This is a genomic window from Verrucomicrobiia bacterium (genome assembly GCA_035495615.1).
Classification (GTDB): Bacteria; Omnitrophota; Omnitrophia; order Omnitrophales; family Aquincolibacteriaceae; genus DATJFP01.
The window spans coordinates 17,076-30,571 of sequence record DATJFP010000005.1 but is presented as its reverse complement, the minus strand read 5'-3'; the positions used below and the strand labels follow the sequence as shown (position 1 = coordinate 30,571).

The 13,496-nt window shown below is 56.5% G+C and carries 10 protein-coding genes; all 10 read left to right on the top strand.

What is annotated here, in order from left to right; all coding sequences use genetic code 11:
• Positions 1-9 precede the first annotated feature (9 nt).
• The 10 genes from VL688_00345 (at position 10) to VL688_00300 (ending at position 13,331) form a co-directional block, all read left to right on the top strand.
• Positions 10-555 carry a hypothetical protein gene (locus VL688_00345; protein ID HTL46493.1) on the top strand — a complete coding sequence of 182 codons (546 nt, stop codon included), beginning with the start codon at positions 10-12 and terminating at the stop codon, positions 553-555.
• Positions 548-1,612 carry a DHH family phosphoesterase gene (locus VL688_00340; protein ID HTL46492.1) on the top strand — a complete coding sequence of 355 codons (1,065 nt, stop codon included), beginning with the start codon at positions 548-550 and terminating at the stop codon, positions 1,610-1,612. Before VL688_00345 ends, VL688_00340 begins: the two co-directional genes overlap by 8 nt.
• 7 nt (positions 1,613-1,619) lie before the next feature.
• Positions 1,620-3,452 carry a 4-alpha-glucanotransferase gene (malQ, locus tag VL688_00335; GenBank protein HTL46491.1) on the top strand — a complete coding sequence of 611 codons (1,833 nt, stop codon included), beginning with the start codon at positions 1,620-1,622 and terminating at the stop codon, positions 3,450-3,452.
• Positions 3,453-3,529: 77 nt separating this feature from the next.
• Complete coding sequence (locus VL688_00330; GenBank protein ID HTL46490.1) at positions 3,530-4,483, top strand: diguanylate cyclase; 954 nt, start codon at positions 3,530-3,532, stop codon at positions 4,481-4,483.
• A gap of 26 nt (positions 4,484-4,509) precedes the next feature.
• Positions 4,510-5,283: a DsbA family protein gene (locus VL688_00325; GenBank protein ID HTL46489.1), complete on the top strand. Its 774-nt coding sequence runs from the start codon at positions 4,510-4,512 to the stop codon at positions 5,281-5,283.
• Positions 5,284-5,285: 2 nt separating this feature from the next.
• Positions 5,286-5,765, top strand: coding sequence for a DoxX family protein (locus tag VL688_00320; protein ID HTL46488.1), 480 nt, complete (start codon positions 5,286-5,288; stop codon positions 5,763-5,765).
• A gap of 134 nt (positions 5,766-5,899) precedes the next feature.
• Complete coding sequence (locus VL688_00315; protein HTL46487.1) at positions 5,900-7,414, top strand: hypothetical protein; 1,515 nt, start codon at positions 5,900-5,902, stop codon at positions 7,412-7,414.
• A gap of 94 nt (positions 7,415-7,508) precedes the next feature.
• Positions 7,509-8,972, top strand: coding sequence for a histidine kinase (locus VL688_00310; protein ID HTL46486.1), 1,464 nt, complete (start codon positions 7,509-7,511; stop codon positions 8,970-8,972).
• Positions 8,972-9,745 (top strand): LytTR family DNA-binding domain-containing protein, encoded by a 774-nt coding sequence (locus VL688_00305; protein ID HTL46485.1) that lies wholly within the window; start codon positions 8,972-8,974, stop codon positions 9,743-9,745. Before VL688_00310 ends, VL688_00305 begins: the two co-directional genes overlap by 1 nt.
• Before the next feature lie 202 nt (positions 9,746-9,947).
• Positions 9,948-13,331 carry a hypothetical protein gene (locus VL688_00300; protein HTL46484.1) on the top strand — a complete coding sequence of 1,128 codons (3,384 nt, stop codon included), beginning with the start codon at positions 9,948-9,950 and terminating at the stop codon, positions 13,329-13,331.
• Positions 13,332-13,496 lie beyond the last annotated feature (165 nt).

The following is a 13,496-nucleotide window of genomic DNA, read 5'->3' as shown; positions in this document are numbered from 1 at the left end:
AACTCACTCATGGACCTCGAGAAAAGCTGGGAAAAAGCGCTGCGTCATACCGAAATCCTCCGTCCGCGCATCCAGCCTCTGTCTACGTTCGAGGAAACGCCCCTGTCCTACATTTTTTTGTCGGAGTACCATGGCGCCCGCGACACGTTCGTGCGCAAAGGCAAAGTCGTGGTGGAAAAGCCTTCGCTTCTTTTGCCGCCGAACAGCCCGCAATGGGAAGGCTTCGACTGGAATGCCGAGAAAAAACGCGAGGCCGACCTTTTCATGAACTTCCTGCTGATCCGCGGCGTTCAATTCCCTTCGTTCAAATACAACAACCTCACGGATTCCCTTTCTGTTTACGATGGCCGGTTGAAACAGGCGGCCGATCATTATCTCGCCCTGCTCCAAAAAGAAGAAAACATGACGGCCGGCCTGGTGCTGGGCCCGGAAGACTGCTGGCAGTTTTCCATCCTTGTTTTCGTCGGCTCCCAGATGCTGCGGTCCGCGGATTCGGACTTGAAGCGGCTGCTCGAGGAGTACCGGAAAAACAACAAGGGGGGCGGGCGTGAATAAAGACCCCCGCCGTTTCAACGTCGTCCGCAATGCGCGCCGCATCCTGCGGTTCCTGGAAGCGCGGCGCGAAAGCATCTCGCCGCTTCTCATCCTGACCCACGATTATCCTGACCCTGATTCGCTGGCAAGTGCCGTGGCGCTCCAGTACATTGCCGAACATTTCGGCATTGTTTCCCGCGTGGTCTACGGCGGCATTCTCGGGCGCAACGAAAACCGGGGCATGGTGCAGATCCTGAAGCTTCCCGTTCACAAGCTGAAGCATTCGGACTTGAAGCGCTATCAATACACCGCGCTTCTGGACACGCAGCCCGAATTCGAAAACAACTCCTTTCCCAAAAACCGGAAGGCGACGATGATCATCGACCAGCATGCCTCACTCGGCAAACCTTCGGCGGACCTCACGATCGTGGATCCTGACTGCGGCGCGACGTGCGTGATTCTCGCCCGGGCTGTTCTCCTTTTGAAAAAAGGCGTGATTCCGTCCCGCCTCGCGGCGGCGCTTGCGTACGGAATTCTGACGGACACCTTGAATCTTTACCGCGCGCCGCAGGGGCAGGTGATCGATACTTACCGCGACATCATCCCATTTTGCGACCTTCGCGCGCTTGCCCGCATCCAAAACCCGACGCGCTCCCGCCGCTTTTTCGGTACGCTGGCCAAGGGAATCCAGCGCGCCATGGTCAGAAGGGGCCTGATAGTTTCTCACCTCGGTTCCGTGGAAAATCCTGACGTTGTTTCGCAGACGGCAGACTTCCTGCTCACGTGCAAGGGAGTCCGTTATTCGTGCTGCACGGGGCGATTCCGGGGCAATCTCCACGTGTCCCTGAGAACGGCCGTGCCGGGCGTGGAAGCGGGGAGGATCCTCCGGGACATTTTCGCCAACCGCGGCGAGGCGGGCGGGCACGGCCCGATCGCGGGCGGCAGTTTCAAACTCGGAGACGACATCGCGCCTGAACTTTGGGACGAGATGGAAATGGCTTTCGCGGAAAGCCTTTCCAAGCGCCTGCGCATTCCCAAAAAAACAGAATTCATTTATCCGTTCCGCTCGAAAAATTAGGAGCCTTATGAACGCAGCCGAGCCTCATACGTCGACGAAGGAATATGAAGAGTTCCTGTCCTCGCCCCTGTCCCGGCAATGGCAGAAAACAGGAACCCGCCGGCGCGCGGGCGTGTGCGTTCCTCTTTTTTCGCTGCACTCCGCCCAGAGCCTCGGAGTCGGCGAATACCCGGACCTCACAAGGCTGGCGGACTGGTGCGCGCAGACGGGCCTGAGCCTGATCCAGCTTCTTCCTTTGAACGACGTGGGCTTTGACTTTCGTCCCTACGACGGCCAAAGCAGCTTTGCCCTCGAGCCGCTTTATCTGAATGTGGAACAGATCGAAGGCGTGGATCCGAAGCCTTACCGCGCGAAGATCGAAGAGCTGCGGAAAAACTTTCCGCTGAGCCGGCCGCGCGTCGATTACGGGATCAAGCGCGCCAAACTCGCGCTTCTGCGCGCCATGTTCGACGCTTGCGGCGGAAAATTTCCGGAAGCCTTCGGCAAGTTCGCAGAGTCCCAGCGCTATTGGCTCGAGGATTACGCGCTTTTCCGCGTGATCAAGGACAAGCATCCCGGGTCCTGGGAAAGCTGGCCCGAAGAATACCGGCAAAGGCATGAAGGCGTTTTGGCCCGTCTGCGCGGCGAAGAAAAGGAAGGTCTGCGCTTTTACGAATGGCTGCAGTGGCAGTGCTGCGAGCAATTCCGCAAGGCCAAGGCCCACGCTCTCGGCAAAGGCGTGCTGATCCTGGGCGACCTGCCGCTCCTTGTTTCGCGCGACAGCGCGGACGTGTGGGCGCGGCAGAACTATTTCAAGCTGGACCGCGTTTCCGGCGCGCCGCCCGATCTTTACATTGCCGAAGGGCAGCGCTGGGGCATGCCTCCTTACAACTGGGAAGAGATCGCGGCGCACGGCCATGAGTACACCATCCAGAAAGTCCGCTACGCGCAGAATTTTTACGACCTGTTCCGCATCGACCACGTCGTGGGGCTTTTCCGCCTCTGGACCATCGCCGTCCACGAACCGCTTCAGAACGCGGGCAAATACGGGGTCTTCGATCCTCAGAACGAGGCGCTTTGGGAAGAGCACGGAAAAAAAATCATCGATGTGATGGTCTCCAACACGGACATGCTTCCTTGCGCCGAGGACCTGGGCGTTGTCCCGGAGTGCTCGTACAAAACCCTGCGGGAGTATGCGATGCCCGGAATGGACGTGCAGCGCTGGACGCGGCATTGGGAGTCACAGGGGGAATTCAAAGCGCCGTCCGAGTACCGGAAAAACTCGCTGGCGCTCATGTCCACGCATGACATGTCAATCTTCCTCGGCTGGTGGAACTACGAAGTCGGCACCGCGGACGAGGGGCTCTTCGATAATATGTGCCGCACGCATCACATGGATCCCGCGGCCATGAAGCAAAAACTGTTCGAGCCGCCGGTCTACGGCAGGCTGCGCTGGAAAAAGGAAATTTCCAGTCCGGACGCGCTGGCATATGCGCTGGAGCGCCCGCACGATCACATCCGCGCCTTTTTGGACCTCCACCGGCTTTCGTTCCACGAAAAGGAACAATTCCTGGGCTATCTGGGCTGCCGGGAAACGCCGCCCGTGCGGGAGTTCGTGAGAAAGTCCCTTGAAAAAGCCTCAGAAAGCCGCGCCGTTTTCTGCATCCAGCTGATCCACGACTGGCTTTCGCTGGGCGACTATTTCGACGCCGATCCCTGGCATGCGAGAATCAATTTTCCCGGCACGGTCAATGACGGGAACTGGAGCTTTCGCAGCCCTGTGTCCCTGGAGGCGCTTCAGGCGCTGGAAGGCATCAACAAACAAATTCTTGAAATTAACAAGAAAACGGTCAGAATCTAACTTTCGGCCTTTCGGCGGACATGCTTAAAGTACTCACGGAAAAGCAACCGGCAGTCGGCTCCGGTTTCCGGAGATTTATGAGCGTTTTGTTTCTCGTAGTGGAACGAGACCAGGATTTATCCCGCTTTCTCAGCGCCGTTTTTCCCGCGCCGGGACATGCCGTGCGCCGCGTGTCCGGCATTCAAGAAGCCGAAAAAGAACTCTCGCGCCAGTCCTTCGACGCCGTTTTCATGGAGGCCGTCCTCCTGGAAGAAACTTCCAAAGATTCCTTCCGCGCCTTGAACCAGTCTTTCCCGGCGGTTCCTCTTGTCGTTGTTTCCGACAAACCGGACCGCGAATTCGACGCCGATGCCTTGGGCGAAAACGTTTTCGCCATGGTCTCCAAGCCGCTCAATGCCGATTCCATCAAATGCCTTGCCCGTCAGATCCTGCGCATCCGCGAATTGAGCGAGACCGTGGCGCGCCTGGAGCGCCAGACCTGCGGCGGGGACTTGAAAAACCCCATCACCGGCCTTTACAATGACCAGTATTTAAAGGAAAGGCTTGGCGCGGAATTCCAGCGGGCGGTCCGGTATTTTTTTTCTCTTTCGGTCGTCATGATCCGGCCGCAGCTCCTCGACGGCGAAAAGGCATTCTCCGCGTGGGATGAAGCAGGCATCCCGCTGCGCCGTTTTTCGGATTTCTTGCTGAGTTTTAGCCGCAGGAATGATATAGTCACCGATTGCGGGAAGGAACGGTTCCTGGTGATGCTGCCGGACACCGGGAAAAAAGGCGCGTTGGTTTACGCGCGGCGTTTTCTGGAAGCGGCCGGCCGCCATGACTTCGGCCTTCCGTCCGGAATGCGGCTGAACATGAGTCTCGGCGTCGCGAGTTTTCCCGAAGACGGCGTCAAAGCCGAAGCCAATCTGCTCGATCTCGCGGAAAGGGCGCTGGACAGAGCCGAAAAAGCGGGGAACAATACGATTTACGCGTTCCGGGTGCTTGCGGCCGGCGATTTGCAGGACATCGTCAACAAGAAGAAGCCGGCGTAGCAGCCTTAACAAAAGAGGTAGGTCTTATGAATGCTCGATACATGCTGACCGGATTTTTTCTCACCGTGTTTCTGGTCTCCGGGGTCCTGGTCGTCCGGCGTAATTTCGTGCATCTGGGAGAATTGCCGCAGGCGTATGCTTCCGAGCCGAAAGTCAAAGGCCCTGCCGACGCCCCCATCGAGATCCAGGAGTACAGCGATTTCCAATGTCCCGCGTGCCAGCGCGCGCAGCCGGTACTGAAGGCGCTTCTCGAAAAGTATCCGGGCAAAATCCGCGTGGTCTTCCATCATTTCCCGCTCGCCGGGCACCAGTGGTCTTCCATCGCGCATCAGGCGGCCGAGTGCGCGGCCGTGCAGGGAAAATTCTGGGAATACCACGACCTTCTGTTCCAGGAACAGGCGGTCTGGTCCGGCCCTCAAAATCCGACCCAGCTTTTTCTTAAGGACGCGCAGATCCTTTCCCTCGATGTGGATGCTTTCGCCACGTGCCTGGCCGATACCGGCATTCAGGAAAAGATCAAGCAGGAGCGCCAGGGAGGAGACAGGCTGCAGGTGCGTTCCACGCCCACGTTTTTTATCAACAAAGAACGGGCTGTCGGGCATCTGGAATTGAAAACCAAAGCGGAAGAAATTATTCACAGGACGCTGAAGCTTCCCGCCGAAAAAGCGCAGGAGCCGGAGGCCGCGCCGGCATCGGCACCCGAGGCCGCGCCGGCATCGGCACCCGAGGCTGCGCCAGCATCGGTCCCCGTGGCAATGCCCACGCCCACGCCTTCAACCCCCGCACCCGCGGCAAGCTGAGCATGAAGAAAACACTCGAGACCGCCCTTTACCTTACGATGCGCTTTTTCCTCGGCGGCATCTATGCTTATGCGGGATTCCTGAAACTGATGGAGCCTCACGAAAATTTCCGCGGGGTCCTCAGCCACTACGAAATCATCCCGCCTTTCCTGCTCGACCCGCTGTCCCGCGGATTGCCGTGGGTGGAGTGGATCGTAGGCGTTTTTGTCATTCTGGGATACGCGCCGCGGCTGAGCTCGCTTGTGCTTGGAATTCTGTCGGCCAGTCTCGTCGCGGTCCTGGTGTCGAGCCCGTCATTCTGGGGCACGGCCGGAGGTTCCTGCGGCTGCTTCGGCCAGTACGGACCGCAGCTCACCACGCGCCAAATGGCGATCGTTGATCTCACCAATGCCCTCATCGGTTTTAAATTCTTTTTTACCTCCGGTCATCCCTTCAGTCTTCACAACTGGCTTGTCCGCAAAGACGAATCCTCTCAAGCCTGATCTTTCCTGATTGATTTTGCTACATGATGGGTGCCCTTATGACTTGTTCTGAAAAGCATCCTTGAGTACTTTATAAATAGCGGTATAAAGTTTTTATCGGAAGGAATCGGGACTTTCCCGAAAAAGTATTCCGCATGAACCGAAAAACCGATCTTCCAACACGTGTCCTGTCACTTGCGATCTGTCTTTCTTTAGCTTTCTCGCAGGCGCTCCCTGCCGCTTTCGCCGGATCCGGATCTTATCAGGATCAAGAAGCCTCGCTGACGGAGTCTTCCGCGCCGGCCATCGAATATAACAAAGCCAAACGCGCCATCCCTGAGGCCGACGCTTCCCAGGGACCGAGCTGGGAAAAATTTCTGGATGGAGATCCGCTTTCGCCCATTGCTGAAGAAGATCAGCCCCAGGAAGAAGTCAAAAAAGAGCCCGAGGGCAGCCGGCTGAACGCGGATCAGAAAAAGCGCGCCGGAGAAAAAATCAATAATGTCTTAGACGGCATCACGGCGAATGAAGAGGACGAAAACGGTGTCCGCAATGAAGTCATTTTCTTTGCGGCCTTCAAAGCCGCGGTGTACAGCATGATGACGGCCGAAGCAAGCGCGCCGCCCGAAGAAGAAAAAAAGGCGCCGGAACCGGAAAAATCCCCTGAAATTATTCCGATTGAACCCCTCAACGAAGACGCGAATGATTTTCTCTCCAAGGCTTCGGCCGCTTACCAGCAGGCGGTTCCCGGCGCGCCTTCGCAAGAGCAGCCCGCGGCGGAAGACAAGGAAACCGTTTCCCTCAAGATCGAATCCGTCGAAGTCACTTCCGGTCCTCTGGAAAATGTTCCGGCAGCCCGGGTGCCTATCGCCGCTCCGATCGAGGAAAGAAAGGAAGAAGTCGCTTCCGATAAGCCGGAAGTCCGCGAGGAGGAAGCGCCCGTGGAAATCGTGCGCGCCAATTCCGAAGAGGCCAGGCAGATACGCCAAAAGCATTACGACGAAATTTTCCAGATGCTCACGGAATATTTGCAGGAAAATTCCCAAAAACAGGAAGGGAAGAAACAGGAAGACCGGGAGCTCGACGGGCAGATCGACCGCCTCTTGAACCAATTTTTCCGCAGCGTGGACGAAGCGCTCGCGCAAACCGCGGAGAGGATGCGCCGCGTTTACCTTCCGGAGCGGGCGCGCAAGAAACGGCTGCTTATCAAGGTGCTCAAGTTGAAGGCCGCGCGGCAGCGCATTCTGGCCTCTTCACGCCCCGTGCCGTCGCTTATCATGCCGGCTCCGGGCACCGAACATGCTGTCCAGGCGCAGGCGCTTTCCGACCTGCAGGACAAAGAAAAAGAAATGATGCGGCAGACCGAATTGCTGCTGCGTTTCCAGTCGCTCGACCAGATCCATCCCTGGCTGAGCATTCTGATGAACAAGCGCATGACCGAGCAGGAAAAGGCCGAGGCTTACCGCGTCCTCGAGCAGCTCTACCGCAAGGCCGCGAATGAAGGAAAACGCGCCGACGCCCGATATAAACAAGACGGGCTGAACGTGGCCTCCCATATCGCCCTGGCCGCGGCAAATCTGGGACCTTATCTGCCTCCCGGAATCCACTATCAACGTTCGGAAATCAATGAAGAGCGCCGCAGAATCCTCGAGAAAAAGCTCCATTCCTAAGCGGTTTTTTTCCGCTTTCTTTCTTTTTGTCCTCTGCTTCTTTCTTTTCCCTTCCGCGCCTTCGCACGCTGAAGACCCGTCTCAAAAAGAAGTCGTGGCCAAATACGATAAGGCCGTGGCCCTTGCCGGGGAGCTGAACGTCGGGGAAGAAGACATCCTCCACATCCTTCCCAAAATCCGGATGGCTTCTCAGGCCATGATGAACGGCGAATTTTCGAAAGCGGACACGATCCTGGGAGAAGCGCTGGAAGACCTCGCGCTCATCAACTCGCAGCGCCCCGAACACCTTCAAAGAACTTTCAGGCTGGAATGGCTGGAGATCTACCGCGAAATCATTCAGAAATACGCGATCCTCGCGCTCCTTGCTTTTCTCCTGATCCGTGTTCCGTATTTCAGGCGCATGCTGCACGCGGACCGGATCTCGGTCATGGGCAAGGTGTATCTGGCCATGATGACCGTGATCACGGCGCTCTTTTTTTCATTTTTCGACGTGTCCCGTTACGGCGAATCCGCATGGGCTTTCTTCGACATCCAGGTCGTGCTCCTGGCCATCGGAGGCCTTCTGGGAGGCTTGTGGCCGGGCGTGCTTTCCGGCTTTCTGGTGGGAGCGTTCCGGTGGGTCCTGAATCCCGAGCTGCACGTTTATTTTTGGATCGCGCTTGCTGCGGGAACGCTGGGCGGTTTGGGCGCGCGCTCGATACGCTCGTTTCGCAATACGGCCAAAGCCGGCCTGCTCACCGGAGCCGCGGCCGGCACGCTTCACGGCGCGCTGGTCTACATCCCTCTGGCCCGGGAACTCTCCTGGACTTACGCCCTGATGAGCATTCTTTTTCTCGCTTTGATGGAAGGCGGCGCGGTTTTTGTTTTTCTGGCCGTTGTTTCCGGAATTCTGCGCGAAGATCACCGGCGTGAAATGGAAACGGAACTTCTCCAGACCAAACTCTTGTTCCTTCAGGCGCAGATCAGCCCGCATTTCCTGTTCAACGCGCTCAATACCATTTCGGCCATCTGCCACCGGGAGAACGCGCACGAAGCCCGCAAGCTCGTCTTGAACCTCGCGGATTTCTTCCGGCGGGCCATCAAGCGCGTGGACGACAAAATCACGCTGCGCGAGGAGCTGGGCTATATCGATTCCTACCTGGAGCTGGAAAAGGCGCGTTTCCAGGAAAGGCTCCGGGTCGAGAAAGTCATCGAAATCCCCGAAGCGCTTTGGAACGCGAAGATCCCATTCCTCGTCCTGCAGCCGCTTGTCGAAAACGCGATCAAGCACGGCATCAGCAAAAAAGAAGAGGGCGGCAGGCTCACGATCCGGATCTCGGAAAGCGGCAAATGCCTGGAAGTGGAAGTGAAGGATGACGGCGCGGGAGCCGATGCAGACACCATGGAAAAGATCCTGAGCCGGGAGTATGCTTCCGGAGAATTCGGCATCGGCCTTCAGAACATCAACCAGCGGCTCGTGCGGCTTTACGGGAAGGCGCATCGGTTGAAATTTTCGGGCAAGGCTGGGCAGGGGCTTTCCGTCACGGTGAGGCTGCCTGTATCTCAAGGGGAAAAATAATGGCCATCAAAGTCATGATCGTCGATGACGAACCTTTGGCGCGGGACGAGATGTCGCGCTTCGTCAGTGCCAACGCGGCGTTCCAGGTCGCGGAAACCGCCTCGACCGGCGAAGAAGCCCTGAAAAAGCTGAAAGCCCAGCCGGATATCGACGTGGTTTTTCTCGACATCGAAATGCCGGGCATCTCCGGGCTCGAAGTCGCGGCAAAGCTGGCGGACTGGCCTTCGCCGCCGCTGGTCGTTTTTGCCACGGCTTATCATCAATACGCGATCGAGGCCTTTGAGGCCAAGGCCATCGATTACATTCTCAAGCCTTATGATCCGGCGCGCCTCCGGAAAACGTTCGAACACGCCGAGGAACTGGTGCAGATGAAAGGTGCGGCCAAGGAACGGCTCATGGCCCTCGAAGAACATCTGGCAAAAAAAGGAATGCTCAAAAAATGGATGGGGCATGCCCGGAATGCGAAGGACCGCGTCGTGATCAATCCCGAGGAAGTTTATTATTTCTACGCCAAATACACCGAAGTCATCGCGGTGCTCCAGGGCAAAGAACTGATCGTCAATTCCACGCTCAAAGACCTGCTGGAGAATCTGGATGCTTCGCGATTCGCGCAGACCCACAAGGCGTATATCGTCAATCTCGACAAAGTCGAAAAAGTTTCTCCGATGTTCAGCGGGAATTTCGAGATTCTCCTGAAGCCTCCCCTGGCTTCCAAAATACCGCTTTCACGGCGTTATGCGCGCCAGCTGAAAGCCTCTTTGGGCAGCTGGTAACCCCACCCGCCAGACTTATCCTACTTTTTAAAGCGCCTTAAACCCGCGTAACCTCACATGATGCCTTGGTTTATATGTAGTTTTTAAAGGCGCTTGAAAAGTTTTTTATCATGAAGTAACCTTTTGAGTGAACACCGATATCTATAGTACGGCGACTAGCAAAAGTCTTCATTCTTGGAAAAATCTTTTTGAGGGGGAATCTATGATCATCCGCTCCAACATCGGCCTGAAATCTTTGGCGGTGGCGATTTCTTTCGCCATGGTATTAACGCAGGGAGGTCCGCTGGGATTCGCGGAAGAGCAGGCCGAAATCCAAAAGACCGATAATGGGATCACGCCCGTTATCGGCGTAGGCCAAATCGACAAAGCCATCGAGCGCCGGAAAGAACAAGAAGAGCACAGCGGCCTTCCTCCTTACGCGGATTACGCCAAAGAAGCAGAAAGTAAAATAACGGACCGCAAAACGGAAATCTTCGACGTCAAGTCGGGCAGAGCCGTCCACATTGGCAGCCTCCCGCTTGAAGAAAAAATCCGCGAAGCCAAAGAGCGCCGCGAGCATGACAAGGCGCCGGCCCTTCTTCCGGGAAGCCTCGGCGGTTCCGACAATGCGGTGTCGTTTAAAGACATGGTGATCCAGCGCCTGACGAAAAAATTCGGCGACAAAGGCCGCTACGAACTGGAGCCGACCTCAGACAAAGCGGTGTTTGAAGTCAAAATCGAAAATCCCGAAGGCCGCCGTTTTACGGGCATCGCCAGCGTCCGCAGAAGTGAGCCCGGACAGGGAGAACCTTTCCATGTCGAGATCAAATTAACTCCCGTCCAAGATCATAAGCCCGAACCGAAAGCGGAACGGGAGCCGAAGCCGGAGCTCAACAGCCGGGATCTCATGGAAAGAAGGATTGTGTTTCTCAAGAATGTCTCGGCCCAGGTTTACCAGCTGAACGAACTCAAAAAGATCGCGCAGGAATTTTCTCAAACGGAAGGGGAACTTCAGTCCCAGCTTGAGGGGGCCAATGTCGATTTGGCGGCGGGCCTTCAAAGCCTGACGGCGCACAACATCGATGATCTCAATCTTGGAGTGGAAAAACTAAGCCGGATTAACCATCGGGCGGTTGAGGTTTTTGATAAAAACGAGGATGGACAGGTCGATGACGCCGATGTGAAAACCGTAGAATCAAACACGGTTCCCACAACGGTCGCCGACATCCAAAAGGAAATGGGCGATACCGTAGCCTGGACCAAGGCGAACGGTAAGATCGTCGATGAGGTGGCGAAGGCTTTGGATGAGGCAAAAGAAATCCAAGCCAAATTGCACGAAGCTCTCGGACACGCTGAGGAACATGCCGACAAGCCGGCTGAAGAGCATGTCGAGAAGCCGGTCGAGGAGCATGCGGCCGAGCATGTGGAGAAACCCGCCGAAGAGCACGCCGACGAACAGATTGAAGAGCATATCGATAAGCCGGCTGAGGAGCATAGGGACAAGCCGGTCGAAGAACATGCCGCGAATCCGGCTGAGGAACATGTCGAGCAGAATGCCCAAGAGCATCCCGAACATCCGGAGCATCCTGAGCATCCGGAACACCCCGAGCACCCGGAACACCCGCAGCATCCGGAAACTCCCGCGCAGCCGTCCGTCAAAAGAGACGTCGAGGACATGCTTGCTGGGTTTCATCACGATAGCGGCGCGCGGGTCATGGTTCTGACCAATTTCCCTAAAAAAGAATGCACGGGAGAAGATTGCGCCCACAAAGTGGTTTATTTGATGGAAGAAAATAACGGAACCGGCGAAGGGCCGCACAGGCAGCTGAGCCTCCATATCGCAAATGTCGAAATGGGGAATGGAAAAATCGTGGATGAGGTCGGCCGGAGCTTCGATATCACCGGACACTTCGCGGGGATTATTCCGAATCTGGAGCCGGATTCGGCCATTCTCGTCGGCCTGAAAAGCCTGGAGTCGAGCGGCAAATTCGCCGTGCGGCTTACGGAACCCATCCGCCGTTACATGGCGGAATTCAAAGAAAAGCAAACGGACGTTGTTTTGGGATTCGACGGCACGATGGTGAATGGACTGCCCATCTTCTCGGGAACTCTTGCCTCTGAAGAGCACGCCGCCGCGGAAGAGATCCACGAAGATTCCAGCCAGCCGGCAGAAGAGCCTGCGGGAGAGGTTGCGGCGAGCGGCGATATCCAGGCGGAGCATCGTGACGCAGATCCCATCGAAATGCCCGGACACGCCGCCATTATCACCGAGGAAAGCACCGGCCAGAATTCCGGCGCCTCTGCATCCGACATCATGAATGCCGAGGAGCCGCAGAACCCGGCATCCGGAGAAGAGATTCATCAGGACACCGCGCAGCCGGCGGGAGAAGGTGAGGCGGTGAGCGCGCAAGAGACTGTGACAGACGGAAGCGAGGTCCCCGTGGAGGGCCGCGAAGGCGGCATTGTATCCGGTGAGACGGCCGTCAGTCATGAAGAGGTGCCCGCGGAATCTTCTTCGGTCGATGAGCAGGGAAGGACGCTCGCGGTAGAGGGGAGCGGAATAGCTGCCACGGAAACGGCGGGGGATCAGGTAATTCATGAAGGCACGATCGAAGACACGCCTGTTGAAGAACCGCTTAAGCCCATCCTTGAAGAGCCCGCGGTTTCTTCCGGAGAAACGATCAAGGAACCCGTTGTCCAGGACGCCCCCGTTTCTTCCGTGGAACCCAAGGAAGAAATTGCGGGTCAGGGAGATTCTTCCGCGACTGTTGAGGAAATTCATCCGACGGTTTCCCAGGAGGGAACCGGCGTAGATATTAAAACCGCGAACACCGCCACGCTGAAGTCTCAGAAAATGCTGAACGTCCATCGCCAGCTTATACGGCGGGCTTTGGAGATGAAGGAAGAGCTGGGACAAATCAGCAAATTGAAAATTGAGCCGAATCCGGCCGCGGGCACCGAAGGAGCGGCGGATGCGTCCGCTTCCGCCATGCTTTCTTCGAACGCTTCCTATGTCTTTACGTTCAAGAGCAACATGGGGGCGGGAAATTCTCAGGACTATCAAGGCAGCGGCGATATCGTCGAAGGCGCTGTCGTGCATCTGGTGGTTCGGCCGGTCGGCTTTCGCACGGTGAAGATCGACGAGGACCAGCCTGAACATAAAGACGAAAAGGAAAAACGCAAAGACAAAGAGGACAAAGCCAAGACTGATGAAAACGAAGATGAAGACGCTCCCCAGGGGCGCTTAAAGCCTTTTATGTTCTCTCCGGAGCCGGGCAAAGAAAGCCGGATCGTTGGAATTCCCGAATTGCCCGCGAATGATATCGCGGACGAAAACTCCATGGCAGCCGGTCCGGAAGACAAAATATTGACCCAGCAAGAAACAAAGCTGGATCCGCTCATGCCCCCTAAGCCTTCTCCGGAAAATGTGCAGAAGCGGATGGATGCGGATGTCCGGCATAAAGATTCAAAAGAGACGGGATGGCTGGACAGTATGATGGACCGGATGAAAGAAACGCGCCGCCGCGAGAAGATCAAAAGAATGATCGAAGAAAGACGTTTGGCCGCGCGCCGGGCGTCCTCCGATGACGTTGACGTGAAAATCTAATCTGGTATTTCAAAAAAAGCGGGAAGAACATTCCCGCTTTTTTTATGCCCAGCGAGTTAGGAATGTTAGTCTTAGCGAGAACCCCGCCTGCATTTGCCAGCCTGAAATGACCGCTCAGCGTTCCTTTTTGACCGGATGTCACTTTTTGATAGATAGATTTGCCGT

Bases quoted from the DNA above. Each gene is read 5' to 3' on its own strand.
- VL688_00315 (HTL46487.1), top strand. From the start codon at position 5,900: ATGAACCGAAAAACCGATCTTCCAACACGTGTCCTGTCACTTGCGATC.
- VL688_00300 (HTL46484.1), top strand. From the start codon at position 9,948: ATGATCATCCGCTCCAACATCGGCCTGAAATCTTTGGCGGTGGCGATT.
- VL688_00305 (HTL46485.1), top strand. From the start codon at position 8,972: ATGGCCATCAAAGTCATGATCGTCGATGACGAACCTTTGGCGCGGGAC.
- VL688_00345 (HTL46493.1), top strand. From the start codon at position 10: ATGGACCTCGAGAAAAGCTGGGAAAAAGCGCTGCGTCATACCGAAATC.
- VL688_00325 (HTL46489.1), top strand. From the start codon at position 4,510: ATGAATGCTCGATACATGCTGACCGGATTTTTTCTCACCGTGTTTCTG.
- malQ (HTL46491.1), top strand. From the start codon at position 1,620: ATGAACGCAGCCGAGCCTCATACGTCGACGAAGGAATATGAAGAGTTC.
- VL688_00330 (HTL46490.1), top strand. From the start codon at position 3,530: ATGAGCGTTTTGTTTCTCGTAGTGGAACGAGACCAGGATTTATCCCGC.
- VL688_00320 (HTL46488.1), top strand. From the start codon at position 5,286: ATGAAGAAAACACTCGAGACCGCCCTTTACCTTACGATGCGCTTTTTC.